Here is a 17576-nt window from a genome sequence, read left to right as displayed (position 1 = left end):
GCCGGCGCCTGTCCGGACGCCGGGGCTCTACTGTGCGGGCCGCCCCCGCTGCAGGGCGGCCAGGTCAGCGCCGTCCAGCACGGCCGGGAGGTAGCCGGAGCGGTAGCCCTCGGCGTTGGGGTGGAGGCCGTCCGGTTCGCCGGCGCCGGTGATCCACGGTTCGGGCGCCCCCAGCCCATGGGATCTAAAGCCTTCAGTCGTCGGAACCCATAGGAAGCCGTGAGCGGCGGACGCCTCCTCGAGGACGGCGTTGAGCGAGTCGGTTCCGGCGTTGAAAGCCTCCTGCGCCGGAAGGCTCAGGGCCTCCGCCGTGCCGAATTCGGGGGAGAACAGGTGGGGGTAGCCGGTCACGACGACCGCCGCCTCCGGGGCCGCCCTCCGGAGCTGCCCATAGAGGGCATCGAGGTCCCGGGCCAGGGCGGGCAGGGCAAGCGCCGTCGTCTCCTCGATGAGGCGGCGGCATGACTCGAGGGGCGAGGCCGCGCAGGCTCCCGCCACCTGGCCGAACCCGGCGTCATTGCCTCCGGCCGACACGGTGACAAGATCGGTCTGCGGCCCGAGCGAGCCCTCCTTCACGAGCTGGGAGATCTGACCGGCGACGCTGGACGGCGCGGCGCCTGGGGCGGCGACGGCGCCGGCGCAGGTGCCGTCCGCGGCCAGATCGACCGTGTCCTCGGCGTCGAGCAGGCCGGGCAGGCCGAGCAGCGAACGGCCGCACTGCTCCGAGTAGGAGCCGGCGCCGAGGCCGGAGGCGTAGGAATCGCCGAGGGCGACGTAGGACAGGGGGGCCGGCGGAGCGGGCGGTGCCGACGCTGCCGGGGAACAGGCGGACAGCGACGCTGCGAGCAACGCCGCTGTGAGCAACGGCGCCGGCAAAACGCCGCGGCGGCCCGGCTTCCCATCCGGCCGGAGGGGCCGCACTGCGAAAGGGCGGCGTGTGGTCATGGCTTCCACGCTATCAAGGCCGGGAGGTCCGCTCAGCCGTTCTCCACCGCTGCGTTCCGGCGGGCCGCCCGCAGCCCCGCGAACGCGACGGTGCCGGCGCCGAGGGCCGCGGCGATTCCGGGGGCGCGGTAGCGGGGCAGGGTTCGCACCGCGGTTCCGGCGAGGCCCCATGCCACGGCCGCGGGATAGGCCGCGGAGACCGGGACGCGCCGGGTGACCGCGACGGAGGCGCCGGTCAGGGACGCGAGCAGGGCCGTTCCCCAGAAATCGGCGCCCGGGCGGGGTGCGCGGACGCCGCGGTCGATGAGGAGCTCGGTGACCGCCGCACCGCCGCCAGGGTGATCCAGCCGCTGAACAGCCCGAACGGGACCCTTACCAGCCAGCGGGCGGGGGCGGATGTCCGTTCGGCCTTGTCCATCGGCGTGGCCCGCGCATAGCCGAGGAGCGCCGCGCAGGTCGTCGCGGCGATGAGCGGCAACTGAACCGCGGGCGAGGACGTCCTCACCCACAGTCCCGACAGGCCCACGGCCGCGGCCGCCGGGCCGCCGGTCCGGCGGAGCAACTGATTGCGGCGTTGGGCGGGAAGCGCCTGGTAGCCGGCGTACCCGAGGACCCCGGCGTAGATGGGGAACCAGATGGAGAAGGCGTAGTTGGCCGGAAGGACCCGGCTGGTGCTCTCCCTGGCGTCCCCGTAGTCCCCGGTGGCGCCGCTGAGGATCCCTCCCGCCACGGCTGCCGCCACGGCGCACTGCCGAAGGAGGTCACGGTCGGGCATGGGCGGTCCTTCCGGGCCGGGGCAGGGCCCGTGGCTGGGCAGCCGGGCCGGGCGGCGCCGCCCGCCGGCGTCGGGGGTCGAGGATCCTGTCGGGAACGAATGGAGGTCCTGACCGGTACGGCACTGATGGGGGACATTGCCGGGGCCCGGTCAGGACCTCTACGCAAGGACTGTACAAGAGGCACCACCCCCCGCCGCAAGGGTCTCGACCGGGGAGTATCACGAAGGTCGAGAATATTCCGGCTCAACTATCACCCCTGTCCCACGGGTTCCCTTCCGTCACCCTTCACGGGCCGAGCCCGGAGAAAGGAGTGCTCAACGTTACGCCGTGTGACATGCGCGGTACGCCCCAAGACCGAGGGGGTCGCTGTTCATGGGAGTGCCGCCTGCGGGTCGCCGCCTCATTGCCGGCCTCGCTCCAGTGCAGCGCGTCGTCGGGTGGGCTCAGCCCGGGATGGGCCGGTCCAGCAGCAGGTTGGTGATCCGCATCGTGCACAGCCGCTGGCCGTCCTCGTTCTCGATGAGCACCTCGTGGGTGGTCAGGGTCCGTCCGAGGTGGATCGGCGTGGCCGTGACGGTGACCCGGCCCGAGCGGGCCGAGCGGTGGTGGGTGGCCGAGACGTCGACCCCGACGGCGGTCTTGCCCAGGGTGCTCGCGTGGATCACCGCGGCCCAGGATCCGACGGCCTCGCCGACGGCCAGCGAGGCCCCGCCGTGAAGCAGCCCGAAGGACTGCCGGTTGCCCTCGACGGGCAGTGTTGCGACGACCTTCTCGACGGACTGCTCGAGGATCTCCACGCCCATGGCGACGTCCAGTTCACCGGGGACAATGCGCCACGGGGTCCGGGCCGCGTCGGGTGCTGAAGTTTCGCTCACTGGGGCTCCTTGGGGTGCGCTGAAAAAGGCCGATCCTGTACGCTGGGGAAATATTACCGAACGTCCGTTCAGTTTATCCTCCGGGGGCGGCGGACGCGTTGAGATCAAGCTGAAAGGCGAGTCGATGACGACTGCTACCGCTGTGAGCACGGACATTGTCCCCAGCTTCATCGAGGACTCCTGGTGGGCTCCGGACCAGCAGGTCCTGGACAGTGGGAACTCCACCCGGGTCCGCGATGCAAGCACCGGCGAGGTCCTCGCCGTCGTCAGCACCGCAGGCCTCGATGTCGGCGCGGCCGTGCGGTTCGCGCGCTCGACCGGCCAGGCCGAACTCGGGAAGCTCACCTTCCACGAGCGGGCCCTGAAGCTCAAGGAACTCGCCCAGTTCCTCAACGGGCACCGGGAGCCGCTCTACGAGCTGTCGGCCCGGACCGGGGCCACCCGCGGCGACTCGATGGTCGACATCGACGGCGGCATCGGCGTCCTGTTCACCTTCGGCTCCAAGGGGCGGCGCGAGCTGCCCAACTCGCAGGTCATCGTCGACGGCCCGGCTGAAAACCTCTCCAAGGACGGCTCCTTCCTCGGCACCCACATCCACACCCGCATCCCCGGCGCCGCGGTGCAGATCAACGCCTTCAACTTCCCCGTCTGGGGCATGCTCGAAAAGCTCGCCCCAGCCTTCCTCGCCGGCGTCCCCACCATCGTCAAGCCCGCGACTCCGACCGGGTACCTCACGGCGGCCGTCGTGAAGCTGATCGTGCAGTCGAACATCCTCCCCAAGGGATCCCTCCAGCTCATCTCCGGACCGGCCCGGGACCTGCTCGACCACCTCGACTACCGCGACCTCGTCGCCTTCACCGGGTCCGCCTCGACTGCGAACCACCTCCGCTCCCACTCGAACGTGATGCACGGCGGCGTGCGTTTCAGCTCCGAGACGGATTCCCTTAACGCCGCGATCCTCGGGCCCGACGCGGTGCCGGGCACCCCGGAATTCGAGGCCTTCATCCGCTCCCTAGTCACCGAGGTCACCGTGAAGGCCGGGCAGAAGTGCACGGGCATCCGCCGCACCATCGTGCCCAAGGCCCTCGTCCAGGACGTGGTCGATGCCGCCCGCGCCCGCATCGAAGAGCGCGTCACCCTCGGCGACCCGCGGGCGGAGGGTGTCACCATGGGCGCGCTGGCGTCCCTCGAGCAGCTCGAGGGGGTGCGGGACGCGGTGCGGGAACTGATGTCCTCCGGCGGCGAACTGGCCCTTGGTTCGCTGGAGGCGCCGCCCGTGACCCGCGCCGACGGCACGGTCGGCCCTGCCGACGGCGGGGCGTTCATGGCGCCGGTGCTCCTCACCTGGGACGACGTCGAAGCCGGTGCCCTGCACTCGGTGGAGGCGTTCGGGCCCGTCGCCTCGGTGATCGGCTACGACAACCCCGCCCATGCGGTCCACCTCGCCGCGCTCGGCTCCGGCTCCCTGGTCGCCACCGTGTGCACCAACGACCCGGCGGTGGCCCGCGAACTCGTCATCGGCATTGCGGCCCACCACGGACGCGTGCTGATGCTCAACCGGGAGGACGCCCGGTCCTCCACGGGGCACGGGTCCCCGGTGCCCCACCTCACCCACGGCGGCCCCGGCCGGGCCGGCGGCGGCGAGGAGCTCGGCGGGATGCGCTCGGTGCTCCACCACATGCAGCGCACGGCGCTCCAGGGCTCCCCGAACATGCTCACGGCGGTCACCGGCATCTGGCACACCGGGGCCGACCGCAACTTCGACGGCGTCCACCCGTTCCGCAAGAACCTGGCCGAACTGCGCCTCGGCGACGCCGTACGCTCGGAGCTGCGGCAGGTGACCCTTGAGGACATCACGGCGTTCGCCGAGACCACGGGGGATAAGTTCTACGCCCACACCAACGAGGAGGCCGCCGCGGCCAACCCGTTCTTCCCGGGGATCGTGGCGCATGGGTACCTGCTGCTGTCCTGGGCGGCCGGGCTCTTCGTCGATCCGGCGCCGGGGCCGGTGCTGGCCAACTACGGGCTCGAGAACCTGCGCTTCCTCACCCCCGTTGCCGCCGGGGATTCGATCCGGGTGACCCTGACGGCCAAGCGCATCACCCCGCGCGAGACCGACGAGTACGGCGAGGTGGCCTGGGATGCGGTGCTCACCAACCAGTCCGACGAGATCGTGGCCACCTACGACGTGCTGACCCTCGTGGAGAAGTAGGGCTTTCCCGCCGGCGGGCCGCATGGGCGGCCCGCCGGAGCGGCCGCCGGTGTGGGCGGCTGCCGGCGCTGGACCGCATGCGCCGGGTGCCGGGCTCAGGGCCGGTGGTGCAGCCCGTCGAAGACCATGGTGATGACGTCGTCGGCCAGCTTGCCGGCGGTGAGCTGGCCGCCGGGTTTGTACCATTCGACGATCGAGTTGATCGTGCCGAAAAGCAGCCGGGTGGTGGTCCGCGGGTCGATGTCACTGCGCAGCGATCCCTCCGAGCGGGCCGCGTCGACGAGCGCCGCGACCTGCCGGTCGAAGGAGCGCCGGCGTTCCAGGGCGCCGCGCTCGACCTCCGTATTGCCGCGCAGGCGCAGCAGCAGGGTCACGAACGGCAGCCGCTCGGTCAGGACGGCGATGGTGCCCCGGAGGACGAATTCGAGCCGCGCGTCGGCCCGTCCCGATGTCGCCCGGGGGTCGGCGAGGACCGCCTCAAGCCCGCCGAGGGCGTGTTCGAGGGCCAGCCGGAGCAGGTCGCCCTTCGAGGGGACGTGGTGGTAGATCGCGGACTTGCTGATGCCCAGGTTCTCGGCGAGCACCCCCATGGAGGTCGCCTCGTAGCCGTGCCGGTTGAAGACGTCCACGGCGATGGTGAGGACCGCCTGCTGGTCGTAGCCGGGACGCCCGCGGCGTCCGGGCGTGGTGGCCGGTACGTGAGTGCTCGCCATATCCGTCATTTTCGCATGAACGTTCGGTCACTCCGCGCCGGAGCGGGGCCGGAGGTCGTAGACCCGCTTGAGCTTCCCGCTCGAGCGCACCAGGGAGCCCTGCTCGACGACGGTCACGGTGCAGCTCGAGCCGATGTGGATCTTGATCTGCTCCCGCAGCGTGGCCGCGGCGTCGCGCGCCGCCTCTGCGGACACGCCGTCGCGCGGCTCCACCTTCACGTTCAGCTGGTCCATCCGCTGGCCCTCAGGGCGGGTGAGCTCAAGCTGGAAGTGCGGGCTCAGCGCCGGAATCCGCAGGGCGAGCTCCTCGACCTGGGTGGGGAACAGGTTGACGCCGCGCAGGATGATCATGTCGTCGCTGCGGCCGGTGATCCGGCCCATCCGGCGCATCCCGGGCCGGGCGGTGCCGGGCAGGAGCCGGGTCAGGTCGTGGGTGCGGTACCGGATGATCGGCAGGGCCTCCTTGGTCAGGGAGGTGAAGACGAGTTCGCCGGCTTCGCCGTCGGGCAGGACCGAGTCGGTGAACGGGTCGACGATCTCGGGCCGGAAGTGGTCCTCCCAGATGTGCGAGCCGTCCTTGCTCTCCACGCACTCACCGGCCACGCCCGGGCCCATGACCTCGGAGAGCCCGTAGATGTCGCAGGCATCGAAGCCCATGCGCTCCTCGAGCTCGTGGCGCATCTCCTCGGTCCAGGGTTCGGCGCCGAGCACGGCCGTCTTCAGGGAGGTCGAGCGGGGGTCGATGCCCGCGGCGGTCATGGCGTCGAGGATGGTGAGCAGGTAGGTGGGAGTGGCGAGGATGGCGTCGGGCTCGAAGTCGCGGATGAGCTGGATCTGCCGTTCGGTCTGGCCGCCGGACATCGGGATGACGGTGCACCCGAGCTTCTCGGCGCCGTAGTGGGCGCCGAGGCCGCCGGTGAAGAGCCCGTACCCATAGGCGTTGTGGACCTTCCACCCGGTCTTGACGCCGGAGGCGCGCAGCGACCGGGCCACCAGGGTGGCCCAGCGGTCGATGTCCCCGGCGGTGTACCCGACGACGGTGGGCTTGCCCGTGGTGCCCGAGGACGCGTGGATGCGGACCACCCGGTCCTGAGGGACAGCGAACATCCCGAAGGGGTAGGACCGGCGCAGGTCCTCCTTGGTCGTGAAGGGAAACTTTGCGAGGTCCGACAGCTCGCGCAGGTCCCCGGGGTGCACGCCTGCGTCGTCGAACTTCCGCCGGTACAGTTCCACCTTCTCGTACGCGAGCGCCACGGTGCGCTGCAGGCGCCCGAGCTGGAGCGATTCGATGCGGTCCCGGCTGTACTCCTCCTCGGGGTCGAGGGTTCCGGGAGCGGCCGCCGAGGCCTTGAGGGCTGTACCGGTCATGAGGGGTCCTTCGCCTTGGGGGGACGGGCGGGTGCGGGAACCGTGCGGGAGCGCCCGCGGAACTCGGCGACGGGCCGCCCCGCAGCGCCGTCGTGCGCGGTGATGGTGATGTCGTAGAGCCCGCTGCGGCCGGTGGCGGCCCGCCGTTCGGCGACCGCGGTCAGGACCTCGCCGGCCCGCACGGGGCTGAGGAAGGTGATGTCGGCCCCTGAGGCGACCGTCACCGTCCCGGCGTCCTGCGCCCCGGACGCGGAATCCGGCCCGGGCGAGGCGGGATTGCAGGCGAGGGCGAAGGCGGAATCCGCGAAGGCGAAGATCATTCCGCCGTGGGCGATGCCGAAGCCGTTGAGCATTTCCGGGCGCACGGTCATCGCGATCCGGGCGGAGCCCTCGCCGACCTCGAGCAGTTCTATGCCCAGCCAGGCCGAGGCGTGGTCCTCCGCGAGGATCTGGTGCCGCGGTGCCGCGGGCCCCGCCGTCCGGACGTCGCTGTCCATTCGTGCCGCCTTCCGAATTATTTACCGAATGTTCATTAGGTAATACCGGCCGACGGGCACTGTCAAGGCGGGGTGGGCGGAGGCCTTGCTTTTGAGCCATTATATCTGTTAGATATAACTCTCGAAGGAGGGGACTCCATGTCGCGTACGGAGCAGACCCAGACCGCAGTGCTCGGCGCGCTGAGCGTGATGCCCATGACCGGATATGCGCTGCGGGAAGAGATCCGGTCCGTCCTCGGGCACTTCTGGAGCGAGAGTTTCGGCCAGATCTATCCGGCGCTCGCCGAACTTCAGCAGCAGGGCCTGGTCGAGCGCAGGGGTGCCGACAGGGCGCGGACTTCGGTCTTTGCCATCACTCCGGCAGGGACGGCGCGGCTCCGCGAACTGCTCTCGGAGCCGGCGCAGCCGGCCCGGCCGCGGAACGGACTGATGCTCCGGCTCTTCTTCGGCCGCCAGCTCGGGCCCGAGGCCTGCCGGCACCTCATCCGGAAGGCCCGGGAGGAAGCAGAGGCGCGGTTGGCCGAGCTTGCCGTGGCACGCAGCGAATCGCAGGAGGCCCCGCACGCCCAGGACCGCCCATACTGGCTCCTCACAATCTCCGCAGGCGAGCATGCGGCCCGGGCGGCCATCGCCTGGGCCGACGAAGCCCTCGAGGCCCTTGAAACTCACTCCGACTCGACAGCGCCCCATCCTGCCGCAGAACCACCCGCAGTTTCCAAGACCGCCCATCCTGCCAGGGAGCAGCAATGAACGCTTTCCCCTTTCCAGTCCTCCGGGGCGCCCCAGCCCCTCAACGGACGGCGGCCGCTGCGGCGGCCGGTTTCTCGGTCATCGCGGCCTTCCAGGCATCCCTCGCACTCGGAGCGCCCTTCGGGGAGGCCGCATTCGGCGGCTCCAGCAGCGGCCGGCTGCCACCGGGGCTGCGTGCGGCCAGCGCCGTCTCCATGGTGGTGTGGCTGCTGGCGGCCCTGACGGTCCTGGCCCGGGGCCGTCCGGGGCCGGTTCCGGCGGGCAGGGCCCTCCGCTGGGGAGTCCGCGGACTCATCGTCCTGCTTGCGGCAGGGACCCTGCTGAACGCAGCTTCCTCGAGTCCCTGGGAGCGGTTCTTCTGGGCGCCGCTTGCGCTCGTCCTGCTGCTTCTGTGCCTGCGCCTTGACCGTCACCGCGGAGCGCACGGGAACGCGGACGGCCCTGCGGCCTGAGCGGGCGGCGCCAAAGAGCCCGCAGCCTTCACCCAAAGTCTGTCATCCCCTGTTGGGAACGTAGCGGCTGTGGTTCACTGCGGAGACGAGGGTGCGCAGCACGGCAGGAGCGGAAGACGCGCCGATGAGCCACCCCGTTGGAGACTCAGGAGGTCGGTCCGGTGGGCATTGTGAGCTGCGGTGTGGCGGTGTCGCTGGACGGGTTTGTCGCCGGCCCGCGCCAGAGCCTTGAGGATCCCCTGGGCGAGGGCGGTGAACGCCTGCACGCCTGGATGTTCGACCACCCGGAGGAGCACGCCGCCCAGCGGGAGGAACTGCTCTCCCACGGCGCGTACGTGATGGGCCGGAATATGTTCGGGCCCGTGCGGGGTGCCTGGGATGAACCCTGGCGGGGCTGGTGGGGTGAGGACCCGCCGTACCACGCGCCGGTGTTCGTCCTAACCCATTACCCCCGGGAGCCGGTGGTGATGGAGGGAGGGACCACTTTCATCTTCGTCACCGACGGCGTGGCGGCTGCTGTGGAGCAGGCGAAGGCGGCGGCCGGCAGCGGCTCCGTCGGCGTCGGCGGGGGCGCCTCCACCATCAACCAGTGCCTGGCCGCGGGCGTGATCGACGAACTGACCCTGCATGTGCCGCCGGTCCTGCTGTCCGCCGGTGAACGGCTCTTCGCCGGCGTCGGGGACCTTGAGTTCGCAATTGCGCGGACGCGGAGCACACCCCATGTCACCTCCACTACCTACAGGGTGGTCCGTTAGGGACCGCCCCGGCCCGCAGGCCAATAGGTCAGGTAAAAATGCGCATATTCTCCGGGTTCAAAGCCCTCCAGCGGTGCTAGGTTTTTCGGAAGAAGGGTGTGCTGTGGCCGCCGGACCTCCGGCGTCGCCGGCACCTGGAATTCCCGGATTGTGCCCACCCAGGAGGAAGTCATGACGGACCATGTAGCCAACGTTTCCGCGTGCGATGTGGAAACCTGCTCCTTCAACCACCACCACGACTGCACCGCCTTCGCCATCACCGTCGGCGGCAGCCCCGAGCACGCCAGCTGCTCGACGTTCATCGACACGTCGGCCAGCGGCGGGCTGCCGAAGGTGCTGGCGCACGTCGGTGCCTGCCAGCGCTCCGAGTGCCAGTTCAACGACCACCTGCTGTGCGATGCGGAGAACGTGCGCGTCGGCCCGGGCGCTGAGGCCGCCGACTGCCTCACCTACCAGCCCCGGTAGCGGCCCGCAGGGTCCCGGCGAAAGGGGCAGTGTGTCCCCGGTGCCGCATCGAGGATGCAGCACTTACCGCCCGGGGCCGAACCTCCGGTAATTAGTGCGTCCTCGACGGCGGAGGAGGCCGTCCCAGGCGGCAGGCCCTACTCCCGCGCGTCGGCGAAGGGCCGGAGCTCGGCGGCGCCCAGGGCATCGGCGGCGAAGGCGTAGTCCCATGCCACGTCCTTCCACCGGGCGTACCGGCCGCTGGCGCCGCCGTGGCCGCCGTCCATCTCCGTCTTGAGCACGATCGGCTCGGAGCCCGTGGTCTTCTCCCGCAGTTCCGCAACCCACTTCGCCGGCTCGACGTACAGCACCCGGGTGTCGTTGAAGCTCGTCACGGCGGCGATGCGCGGGTAGTCAGCGGTGCGGACGTTCTCGTACGGCGTGTACTCCTTCATGTACCGGTACACCTCGGGGTCGGTGATCGGATTGCCCCACTCCTCCCACTCCAGCGCCGACAGCGGCAGCTCCGGGTCGAGGATGGTGGTGAGGGCGTCGACGAACGGCACCTGGGCCACGATGGCCCGGTACTTCTCGGGGGCGAGATTCGCAACGGCGCCCATGAGCAGGCCGCCCGCGGAGCCGCCCATCGCGGCGATGCGCCGCGGGTCCACCCAGCCGGAGTTCACCAGGTGGTCCGTCGCGTCGACGAAGTCCGTGAAGGTGTTCTTCTTGTTCAGCTTCTTGCCCTGCTCGTACCAGGTGCGGCCCATCTCGCCGCCGCCGCGGACGTGCGCGACGACGTAGATGATGCCGCGGTCGAGCAGGGACAGCCGCGCCACGGAAAAACCGGGGTCCATGCTGACCTCGTAGCTGCCGTAGGCGTAGACCAGGGCCGGGTTGGATCCGTCCTGCCGCAGGTCCGCCCGCCGCAGGACCGAGAGCGGAAGCAGCGTGCCGTCGGCGGCCTTCGCCCACTGGCGTTCGGCCACGTAGCGCTCCGGCCGGTAGCCGCCGAGTACCTCGGTCTCCTTGCGCAGCGCCAGCTCCCCGGTGACCAGGACGTAGTCGTAGATCCGCGGAGGGGTCAGGAAGGAGGTGTAGGACAGGCGGATGATCGGAGAGTCGAACTCGGCATTGGCGAGGTTGCTCGTAATCAGCTCCTCCTCGAAGGCGGGCTCTGCGGCCGCGGCCTGGGCCGGCGTCCCGAGGCCCTCGAGGTCGAAAACCTGCACGCGTTCCGTGGTGTCCCGGCGGACCGAGAGCACCAGGTGGGTGCGGGTGACCGCGGCTCCGTTGACCCGGACGGCGTCGTCGTGCGGGACCACCGTCGTCCACTGCTGGTCCTTGAGCGGACGGGAGAACTCGGAGGCGGCCACCAGGCTCACCATTGAGTTCTTGGCGTCGCGGTTGTGCGTCAGGACGTAGTGAAGCACTCCGTCCAGCCGCACCGGCTCCGCCTCGTACAGGATCCGCTCGTCCCGGGAGATCAGCGGAGTCAGCTCGGCGCCCGGGGTCATCAGGTCGAGGACCCGGTATTCGCTGTACTCGGAGGAGCCGACGCTGATCAGCAGCTGCGTGCGGTCGGCGGAGAGCTCGAAGCCGGTCCACATGGCGACGTCGTCCTCCTGGTAGAGGACCTCGTCCTCCTCCACCGGGGTGCCCAGAGTGTGGACCTTGACCTGGAAGGGGCGCCAGGAGTCATCGACGACGGTGTAGAAGACCCGGGTGCCGTCGGGGGAGAAGCCGAGGCCGTAGAAGACGTTGGACACCTCGTCGGGCAGCAGGTCACCCGACTCGAGGTCCTTGACGCGCAGGGTGAACCGCTCGTCGCCGGCGTTGTCCTCGCAGTAGGCAAGGAGGGTGCCGTCCTCGCTGACGGCGAGCCCGCCGAGGGAGAAGAAGGGCTTGCCCTCGGCCAGGACGTTCCCGTCGAGGAGGACCTGTTCGCCCTCGACCGGACGGCCGGGCACCACCTCGGGGGGAGTCCAGTCGGCGGCGAGGTCGCCGGTGTCCACGGCGGCAACGCGGCACTGGATGCCGTACTGCTTGCCCTCCTCGGTGCGCGAGTAGTACCACCAGCCCTTCTTGCGGGCCGGAACCGAGAGGTCGGTCTCCTGGGTGCGGTTCTTGATCTCGGTGAAGATCCGCTCCCGCAGCTGCTCCTGGCCGCGGGTGACGGCCTCCGTGTAGGCGTTTTCCGCGGTGAGGTGCGCGGTCACCTCCGGGTTGTCCTTTTCCCGCAGCCACTCGTAGGAATCGGTGAAGGTGTCGCCGTGGTGGGTGCGCTCCACCGGCATTTTCTTCGCGGCGGGCGGGCGGGGGACGGCATCCACGGGGGTCTCGGCAGTCATGGGTCCATCTTGCCAGAAGCGCGCGGAGGGGCCCGGGCTCGCAGTTGCCCCGCTTGGCGGGCCGCAACCCGGGCCGCGGAGGGGTGCCCGGCAGGCTCCCAGCGGAGGATTTGGTGTTGACGCCCTCCCGGCACGCCGCATATCCTGAACGAACGGTCGGTAATTATTCTTGGCACGATCCGCACAGTGAGGTGATCCCATGGCAGCACCAGCAGCGACCCAGCACGGCAGCCCGGACGTCGACGCCGCCGGCCAGCAGCAGTTCGACGAGCTGATGGCCCAGGACTCCCGCGTTGAACCGCGGGACTGGATGCCCGAGGCGTACCGGAAGTCCCTCACGCGGCAGATTTCCCAGCATGCCCACTCCGAGATCATCGGCATGCAGCCCGAGGCCAACTGGATCACCCGCGCGCCGTCCCTGAAGCGGAAGGCCATCCTGATGGCCAAGGTCCAGGACGAGGCCGGTCACGGGCTGTACCTCTACTCCGCCGCCGAAACCCTCGGCACCCCGCGCGACAAGATGACTGAGGACCTGATCGCCGGCAAGGCCCGGTACTCGAGCATCTTCAACTACCCCGTGCTGACGTGGGCCGACATCGGCGCGATCGGCTGGCTCGTCGACGGCGCCGCCATCTGCAACCAGGTCCCCCTGTGCCGGGCCTCCTATGGACCCTACGGCCGGGCGATGGTGCGCATCTGCAAGGAAGAGTCCTTCCATCAGCGGCAGGGCTTCGAGATCCTGCTCGAACTCGCCAACGGTACCCAGGCCCAGCGCGACATGGCCCAGGACGCCATCAACCGCTGGTATGCGCCCTCGCTCATGATGTTCGGCCCGCCGGACGACGACTCGCCGAACTCCAAGCAGTCAATGGCCTGGAACATCAAGCGCTTCTCCAACGACGAGCTGCGCTCGCGCTTCGTGGGCATGATCGCCGAGCAGGTGAAGGCCCTCGGGCTCACCCTTCCCGACCCGGACGTGCGCTTCAACGAGGACACCGGCAAGTGGGAGCACGGCCCGCTTGACTGGGAGGAGTTCAAGGAGGTCCTCGCCGGCCGCGGCCCCTGCAACGCCCAGCGCATGGAGCGCCGCCGCGAGGCTCACGAGGACGGCGCCTGGGTGCGCGAGGCAGCGGCGGCCTACGCCGACAAGCAGGCACGCAGGGCCACAGCGACGGAGGCAGCATGACCGGCGGATCCACAACCGGCGACGACGGCTCGACGGCCCCGGCCGCAGGGCCCGTGGAAAAGCGGCAGCCCTGGCCGCTGTGGGAGGTGTTCGTGCGGTCCTCGCGCGGGCTCTCCCACGTCCACGCCGGCTCCCTCCACGCGCCCGACGCCGACATGGCGCTGCGCAACGCCCGTGACCTCTACACCCGGCGCAACGAGGGCCTGAGCCTGTGGGTGGTGCCGTCCTCGGCCATCATCACCAGCGACCCGTCCGCGAAGGAGCAGTTCTTCGAATCCCCGCAGGGCAAGGACTACCGGCACGCCACCTACTACACCAAGAGCGAAGGGGTGAAGCACCTGTGAGCGAGGCCAACGCCAGCGCCACCCGCATTACCCCGGGCAACGCGCTGCGCCCCGAGGACATTGCCGCCTCGGACGCCGTGCCCTCCCCGGCGGCCGCGGAGTACGTGCTGTGGCTCGGGGACGACTCGCTGATCCTCGCCCAGCGCCTCGGCTGGTGGATCTCCCGCGCCCCCGAGCTCGAGGAGGACGTGGCGCTGGCCAATATTGCCCTCGACCTCATCGGACACGCCCGCTCCTTCCTCACCTACGCGGGCCACGCGTCGGGCCGGACCGAAGACGACCTCGCCTACTTCCGCCGCGAGCCCGAGTTCCGCTCCGCGCACCTGTTCGAACAGCCCAACGGTGACTTCGCCCGCACCATCGCCCGCCAGTTCGTGGTCGCCCACTACCAGTGGGAGCTGTACTCGCGCCTTCAGCACTCACCCGACGCCACTCTCGCCGCGATCGCCGCCAAGGCCGTCAAGGAGGTCGACTACCACCGCGACCACAGCCTTCAGTGGGTGCTGCGCCTGGCCCAAGGGACCGAGGAGTCCCGCCGCCGCATGATTGCCGGGCTGAAGCTGACCTGGCCCTACGTCGAGGAACTGTTCGCGGACGAGCCCCTGATCGATGCCCTTGGCGGCGTGGCCGTCCGACCCAGCAGCCTGCGGGAGCCCTTCGATACCGCGGTCGCCGCGGTGCTCGCCGAAGCCGACGTCGAGGTCCCCGCCGTGCCCGGCGCCACGGGCGGTGGCCGCCGCGGCATCCACAGCGAGCACCTCGGCTACATCCTCGCCGAACTCCAGGTCCTCGCCCGCGAGCACCCCGACGCCTCCTGGTAGCCCTCATGAGCACCGACACCCGCACCTCCACCTCGGCGCACCGGCCGGCCGATCCGGCCGCCGCCGCCGTCTGGGACATCGCCGCCACCGTCTGCGACCCGGAGATCCCCGTGCTCACCATCGAGGACCTGGGCGTCCTCCGGGACGCCCGCGTCGGTCCGGGCGGAACCGGAACCACCGTGGTCATCACGCCCACCTACTCGGGCTGCCCCGCCATGGACGCCATCCGCGACGACGTGCTCGCCGCCCTCAGTGCCCACGGCTACGCGGACGCCCGGGTGGAACTGGTGCTCGCTCCGGCCTGGACCACCGACTGGATGACCGAGGACGGCAAGGCCAAACTGAACCGGTACGGCATCGCCCCGCCCACGGGGAAGGCGGCGGCCGGGCCCGTGCGGGTGGGTCTGAGCGTTAAATGCCCCCAGTGCTCCTCACTGAACACCCGCGAGCTCACCCGCTTCGGCTCCACCTCCTGCAAGGCGCTCTACGTCTGCCAGGACTGCCGGGAACCCTTCGACTACTTCAAGGTGCTCTGACATGGCCGTTTCCTTCGCCCCGACCAACAAGCGGCGCACCGCCTTCAACGAACTCACCGTGGCCGAGGTGCGCCGGCTGACCGAGGACGCCGTCGAGGTGACCTTCGCCGTGCCGGCGGACCTGGCCGGTAAATACGACTACGTTCCCGGCCAGTACGTGGCGCTGCGGACCACGCTCGACATCGACGGCGAGCCGAAGGAAGTGCGCCGCAGCTACTCCATCTGCGCCGAGCCGCGTCCGGGGGAGATCCGGGTGGCGATCAAGCGGGATTTGGGCGGGGTGTTCTCCAGCTGGGCCAACGAGTCCCTCAAGGCGGGGGACCGGCTCGACGTGATGAGCCCCATGGGTCAGTTCATCTCCAAGCACGAAATGACTGAGCTGAACCACCCCGAGAAAATCGACACCGCGACCCAGAACAGCTTCGTCGCCGTGGCGGCCGGTTCCGGCATCACCCCGGTCATCTCCATTGCGCGCTCGGTCCTCGCCGGCGGGGAGAACGTCCGCTTCGACCTCATCTACGCCAACAAGGCGGCGATGGATGTGATGTTTCTCGAGGACCTCGCCGACCTCAAGGACCGCTACCCGGCCCGGTTCGCCGTCCACCATGTGCTCTCCCGCGAACAGCGGATCTCGCCGCTGCTCTCGGGCCGGATCGACGCCGAGAAGCTGCAGGCCCTGCTGGGGGGCGTGCTGCGCACGGAGGACGTCGACGAATGGTTCCTCTGCGGGCCCTTCGAACTCGTGCAGCTGTGCCGGGACACCCTCGCCGAGCGGGGCGTGCCGGCCGAGAAGATCCGCTTCGAGCTGTTCAGCACCGGCGAACCGGCCCGCCCGGAGGGCCAGACCGGGCGGCCCGTCCGGCCGGCCGACAACGGCGAGAACTACACCATCTCCTTCCGCCTCGACGGGCTGCAGGGCACCGTCGAAAGCCCCACCCACGCCCGGGAATCCCTGCTCAACGCCGCCCTGCGGGTGCGCCCCGACGTGCCCTTCGCATGTGCCGGCGGGGTCTGCGGAACCTGCCGAGCAAAGATCGTCTCGGGCACCGTGGAAATGGAAGAGAACTACGCCCTGGAGCCCGACGAACTCGCCGAGGGGTACGTCCTGACCTGTCAGGCCCGCCCCACCAGCGACGCCGTGTCGGTGGACTACGACGCCTAGGAGAGGCATGACACTGCAGGACACCATGATTTCGCTTGAGCTCAACGACGGCGTCGCCGAGATCACCCTCAACGCCCCCTACAAGCTCAACGCCCTCGACGAGCAGGCGCTCGCAGACCTGTCCCGGGCGTACGACGAGGCCGAGGCGGCCGCCGCCGACGGGTCCGTCCGCGCACTGCTGCTGCGCGGGGAGGGCCGCGCCTTCTGCGCCGGCCGCGATATCTCCGGGGTCTCCCCGGACACCGACGATGCAGACGCCTACCTCGCCGGGCTGGTCACCCCGCTGCTGAAGAGGATGTCCGCCTTCCCGGCGCCGACCTTCGCGGCCGCCCAGGGCGCGTGCCTCGGCGTCGGGCTGGGCCTGCTCATCGCCACGGATGTCGTCTACGCCGCCGAGAACGCCAAGATCGGTTCGCCGTTCGCCAACCTTGGCGCCACCCTCGACTCGGGCGGCCACTGGCTCTTCACCGAGCGCCTCGGCGCCCACCGCACCCTCGACCTGATCTACACCGCCGAGCTGATGAGCGGTGCCGAGGCCGTGCGGTCGGGCCTGTTCAGCCGCTCGCTGCCCGCCGGCGACCTCCTGGAAACCACCCGCGCCACCGCGGCCCGGGTGGCCACGGGGGCCACGGGGGCCTTCCGCGCCTCCAAGCAGCTGGTAGCCGAGATCCGCGACCGGCGGCTGGGGCTGTGGGCTGCGGTGGACCAGGAGAACGCGGCCCAGGCCGCCCTCTGCCGGACGCCGGACTACGCCGAGGGGTTCACCGCTTTCCAGGAGAAGCGCGCGCCCCGTTTCGCCGGGCGGTAGCGGCACCGGCCTGGGTGCCTCGATGTCGCGGCAGCCCGCGGCACCCAGGCACCGCGGCAGCCCGCGGCACCCAGGCACCCAGGCACGCCGGGAGCTGGTCCGCGCCCTACCGGGTGTCGAGGTCCTCGAACACCAGGAAGGTCTGGGTGTCGAGGACGCCCGGCATCGACTGAAGCCGGTCGAAGATCACCCGGCGGAGGTCGAGGTTGTCCTCGGCGCGCACCAGCAGGATCACGTCGAAGTCCCCGCCGACCAGGGCGATGTGGTGGATTTCGGGGATCTCCCTCAGCTTCTCCCGGAGCTCCCGCCAGGAGTGCTGGCGCACCTTCAGGGTCACATACGCCGAGGATTTCAGCCCGGCCTTCACTGGGTCCACCAGGGCCGTGAACTTCGTCAGCACCCCCTCTTCGGTGAGACGGGAGATCCGCGAGTAGGCGTGGGCCCGTGAGATGTGGACGTTCTCGGCGAGCGAAGTGACCGACTGCCGTCCGTCCCGGGTCAGCTCGGCCAGAATCCTGCGGTCGACCTCGTCCAACAGGCCATCGGCCATCTGTCTCTCTCCGCTCCTGTAATCCAGCTCA

Annotated in this window: 20 protein-coding genes; 11 read left to right on the top strand and 9 right to left on the bottom strand. The window is 70.2% G+C overall.

Annotated elements, in window-relative coordinates; genetic code table 11:
- Nucleotides 1–27 precede the first annotated feature (27 nt).
- From GVV77_RS09360 to GVV77_RS09345, 4 genes are all read right to left on the bottom strand, one after another.
- Entirely contained in the window at nucleotides 28–945 is a 918-nt protein-coding gene (locus tag GVV77_RS09360) for an SGNH/GDSL hydrolase family protein (protein WP_159617827.1), read from the bottom strand.
- 32 nt (nucleotides 946–977) lie between these two features.
- On the bottom strand, nucleotides 978–1121 hold the full coding sequence (locus GVV77_RS09355; protein WP_159617826.1) for a hypothetical protein: 144 nt from the start codon (nucleotides 1119–1121) through the stop codon (nucleotides 978–980).
- Between the two features lie 59 nt (nucleotides 1122–1180).
- A complete protein-coding gene (locus tag GVV77_RS09350; RefSeq protein ID WP_159617825.1) occupies nucleotides 1181–1720 on the bottom strand; it encodes a hypothetical protein in 540 nt (179 codons plus the stop codon).
- A gap of 444 nt (nucleotides 1721–2164) precedes the next feature.
- Nucleotides 2165–2524 (bottom strand): PaaI family thioesterase, encoded by a 360-nt coding sequence (locus tag GVV77_RS09345; protein ID WP_159617894.1) that lies wholly within the window; start codon nucleotides 2522–2524, stop codon nucleotides 2165–2167.
- Nucleotides 2525–2720: 196 nt separating this feature from the next.
- On the opposite strand from GVV77_RS09345, the gene paaZ reads away from it, so the two are divergent.
- The gene (gene paaZ / locus GVV77_RS09340) at nucleotides 2721–4808 is read left to right on the top strand and encodes a phenylacetic acid degradation bifunctional protein PaaZ (protein ID WP_159617824.1); all 2088 of its coding nucleotides are present in this window, start codon (nucleotides 2721–2723) and stop codon (nucleotides 4806–4808) included.
- Nucleotides 4809–4903: 95 nt separating this feature from the next.
- Here paaZ and GVV77_RS09335 read toward each other — a convergent pair whose 3' ends face one another.
- From GVV77_RS09335 to GVV77_RS09325, 3 genes are read right to left on the bottom strand one after another with little or no spacing between them, the layout of a single operon-like run.
- Entirely contained in the window at nucleotides 4904–5521 is a 618-nt protein-coding gene (locus GVV77_RS09335; protein WP_159617823.1) for a TetR/AcrR family transcriptional regulator, read from the bottom strand.
- Between the two features lie 27 nt (nucleotides 5522–5548).
- On the bottom strand, nucleotides 5549–6889 hold the full coding sequence (gene paaK, locus GVV77_RS09330; RefSeq protein WP_159617822.1) for a phenylacetate--CoA ligase PaaK: 1341 nt from the start codon (nucleotides 6887–6889) through the stop codon (nucleotides 5549–5551).
- Nucleotides 6886–7386: a hotdog fold thioesterase gene (locus tag GVV77_RS09325; RefSeq protein ID WP_159617821.1), complete on the bottom strand. Its 501-nt coding sequence runs from the start codon at nucleotides 7384–7386 to the stop codon at nucleotides 6886–6888. The genes paaK and GVV77_RS09325 overlap by 4 nt, the downstream gene beginning before the upstream one ends.
- 138 nt (nucleotides 7387–7524) lie before the next feature.
- On the opposite strand from GVV77_RS09325, the gene GVV77_RS09320 reads away from it, so the two are divergent.
- The 4 genes from GVV77_RS09320 (at nucleotide 7525) to GVV77_RS09305 (ending at nucleotide 9808) form a co-directional block, all read left to right on the top strand.
- Nucleotides 7525–8136 (top strand): PadR family transcriptional regulator, encoded by a 612-nt coding sequence (locus tag GVV77_RS09320; protein WP_159617820.1) that lies wholly within the window; start codon nucleotides 7525–7527, stop codon nucleotides 8134–8136.
- On the top strand, nucleotides 8133–8588 hold the full coding sequence (locus tag GVV77_RS09315; protein ID WP_159617819.1) for a hypothetical protein: 456 nt from the start codon (nucleotides 8133–8135) through the stop codon (nucleotides 8586–8588). Before GVV77_RS09320 ends, GVV77_RS09315 begins: the two co-directional genes overlap by 4 nt.
- A gap of 161 nt (nucleotides 8589–8749) precedes the next feature.
- Complete coding sequence (locus GVV77_RS09310) at nucleotides 8750–9343, top strand: dihydrofolate reductase family protein (protein WP_159617818.1); 594 nt, start codon at nucleotides 8750–8752, stop codon at nucleotides 9341–9343.
- Nucleotides 9344–9514: 171 nt separating this feature from the next.
- On the top strand, nucleotides 9515–9808 hold the full coding sequence (locus GVV77_RS09305; RefSeq protein WP_120168038.1) for a DUF1540 domain-containing protein: 294 nt from the start codon (nucleotides 9515–9517) through the stop codon (nucleotides 9806–9808).
- Between the two features lie 137 nt (nucleotides 9809–9945).
- Here GVV77_RS09305 and GVV77_RS09300 read toward each other — a convergent pair whose 3' ends face one another.
- Nucleotides 9946–12138 (bottom strand): S9 family peptidase, encoded by a 2193-nt coding sequence (locus GVV77_RS09300; protein ID WP_159617817.1) that lies wholly within the window; start codon nucleotides 12136–12138, stop codon nucleotides 9946–9948.
- Nucleotides 12139–12337: 199 nt separating this feature from the next.
- Here GVV77_RS09300 and paaA point away from each other — a divergent pair, with 199 nt between their 5' ends.
- Genes paaA through GVV77_RS09270 form a run of 6 tightly spaced genes read left to right on the top strand, consistent with a single transcriptional unit; the run spans nucleotide 12338 to nucleotide 16995 of the window.
- Entirely contained in the window at nucleotides 12338–13324 is a 987-nt protein-coding gene (gene paaA / locus GVV77_RS09295; protein ID WP_159617816.1) for a 1,2-phenylacetyl-CoA epoxidase subunit PaaA, read from the top strand.
- Entirely contained in the window at nucleotides 13321–13668 is a 348-nt protein-coding gene (gene paaB / locus GVV77_RS09290; protein WP_159617815.1) for a 1,2-phenylacetyl-CoA epoxidase subunit PaaB, read from the top strand. Before paaA ends, paaB begins: the two co-directional genes overlap by 4 nt.
- Nucleotides 13665–14489 carry a 1,2-phenylacetyl-CoA epoxidase subunit PaaC gene (gene paaC, locus GVV77_RS09285; protein WP_159617814.1) on the top strand — a complete coding sequence of 275 codons (825 nt, stop codon included), beginning with the start codon at nucleotides 13665–13667 and terminating at the stop codon, nucleotides 14487–14489. Before paaB ends, paaC begins: the two co-directional genes overlap by 4 nt.
- A gap of 5 nt (nucleotides 14490–14494) precedes the next feature.
- On the top strand, nucleotides 14495–15025 hold the full coding sequence (gene paaD, locus GVV77_RS09280) for a 1,2-phenylacetyl-CoA epoxidase subunit PaaD (protein ID WP_159617813.1): 531 nt from the start codon (nucleotides 14495–14497) through the stop codon (nucleotides 15023–15025).
- Nucleotide 15026: 1 nt separating this feature from the next.
- Nucleotides 15027–16187, top strand: a complete 1161-nt coding sequence (paaE, locus tag GVV77_RS09275) for a 1,2-phenylacetyl-CoA epoxidase subunit PaaE (protein ID WP_159617812.1) — start codon at nucleotides 15027–15029, stop codon at nucleotides 16185–16187.
- 25 nt (nucleotides 16188–16212) lie between these two features.
- The gene (locus GVV77_RS09270) at nucleotides 16213–16995 is read left to right on the top strand and encodes an enoyl-CoA hydratase/isomerase family protein (RefSeq protein ID WP_159617893.1); all 783 of its coding nucleotides are present in this window, start codon (nucleotides 16213–16215) and stop codon (nucleotides 16993–16995) included.
- 106 nt (nucleotides 16996–17101) lie between these two features.
- On the opposite strand, the gene GVV77_RS09265 is transcribed toward GVV77_RS09270, so the two are convergent.
- Nucleotides 17102–17545, bottom strand: coding sequence for an Lrp/AsnC family transcriptional regulator (locus GVV77_RS09265; RefSeq protein ID WP_120167838.1), 444 nt, complete (start codon nucleotides 17543–17545; stop codon nucleotides 17102–17104).
- Nucleotides 17546–17576 lie beyond the last annotated feature (31 nt).

Origin of the sequence: Arthrobacter zhaoguopingii, from assembly GCF_009828605.1 — a bacterium.
In the GTDB taxonomy this organism is placed as follows: domain Bacteria; phylum Actinomycetota; class Actinomycetes; order Actinomycetales; family Micrococcaceae; genus Arthrobacter_D; species Arthrobacter_D zhaoguopingii.
Note: the sequence above shows the minus strand (reverse complement) of the source record. Positions and strands in the feature narration are given on the sequence as shown.

Bases quoted from the DNA above. Each gene is read 5' to 3' on its own strand.
- GVV77_RS09270 (WP_159617893.1), top strand. From the start codon at position 16,213: ATGATTTCGCTTGAGCTCAACGACGGCGTCGCCGAGATCACCCTCAAC.
- paaA (WP_159617816.1), top strand. From the start codon at position 12,338: ATGGCAGCACCAGCAGCGACCCAGCACGGCAGCCCGGACGTCGACGCC.
- paaD (WP_159617813.1), top strand. From the start codon at position 14,495: ATGAGCACCGACACCCGCACCTCCACCTCGGCGCACCGGCCGGCCGAT.
- GVV77_RS09360 (WP_159617827.1), bottom strand. From the start codon at position 945: ATGACCACACGCCGCCCTTTCGCAGTGCGGCCCCTCCGGCCGGATGGG.
- GVV77_RS09315 (WP_159617819.1), top strand. From the start codon at position 8,133: ATGAACGCTTTCCCCTTTCCAGTCCTCCGGGGCGCCCCAGCCCCTCAA.
- paaK (WP_159617822.1), bottom strand. From the start codon at position 6,889: ATGACCGGTACAGCCCTCAAGGCCTCGGCGGCCGCTCCCGGAACCCTC.
- paaB (WP_159617815.1), top strand. From the start codon at position 13,321: ATGACCGGCGGATCCACAACCGGCGACGACGGCTCGACGGCCCCGGCC.
- GVV77_RS09325 (WP_159617821.1), bottom strand. From the start codon at position 7,386: ATGGACAGCGACGTCCGGACGGCGGGGCCCGCGGCACCGCGGCACCAG.
- GVV77_RS09305 (WP_120168038.1), top strand. From the start codon at position 9,515: ATGACGGACCATGTAGCCAACGTTTCCGCGTGCGATGTGGAAACCTGC.
- paaE (WP_159617812.1), top strand. From the start codon at position 15,027: ATGGCCGTTTCCTTCGCCCCGACCAACAAGCGGCGCACCGCCTTCAAC.
- GVV77_RS09350 (WP_159617825.1), bottom strand. From the start codon at position 1,720: ATGCCCGACCGTGACCTCCTTCGGCAGTGCGCCGTGGCGGCAGCCGTG.
- paaZ (WP_159617824.1), top strand. From the start codon at position 2,721: ATGACGACTGCTACCGCTGTGAGCACGGACATTGTCCCCAGCTTCATC.
- GVV77_RS09335 (WP_159617823.1), bottom strand. From the start codon at position 5,521: ATGGCGAGCACTCACGTACCGGCCACCACGCCCGGACGCCGCGGGCGT.
- GVV77_RS09320 (WP_159617820.1), top strand. From the start codon at position 7,525: ATGTCGCGTACGGAGCAGACCCAGACCGCAGTGCTCGGCGCGCTGAGC.
- GVV77_RS09345 (WP_159617894.1), bottom strand. From the start codon at position 2,524: ATGGGCGTGGAGATCCTCGAGCAGTCCGTCGAGAAGGTCGTCGCAACA.
- GVV77_RS09300 (WP_159617817.1), bottom strand. From the start codon at position 12,138: ATGACTGCCGAGACCCCCGTGGATGCCGTCCCCCGCCCGCCCGCCGCG.
- GVV77_RS09265 (WP_120167838.1), bottom strand. From the start codon at position 17,545: ATGGCCGATGGCCTGTTGGACGAGGTCGACCGCAGGATTCTGGCCGAG.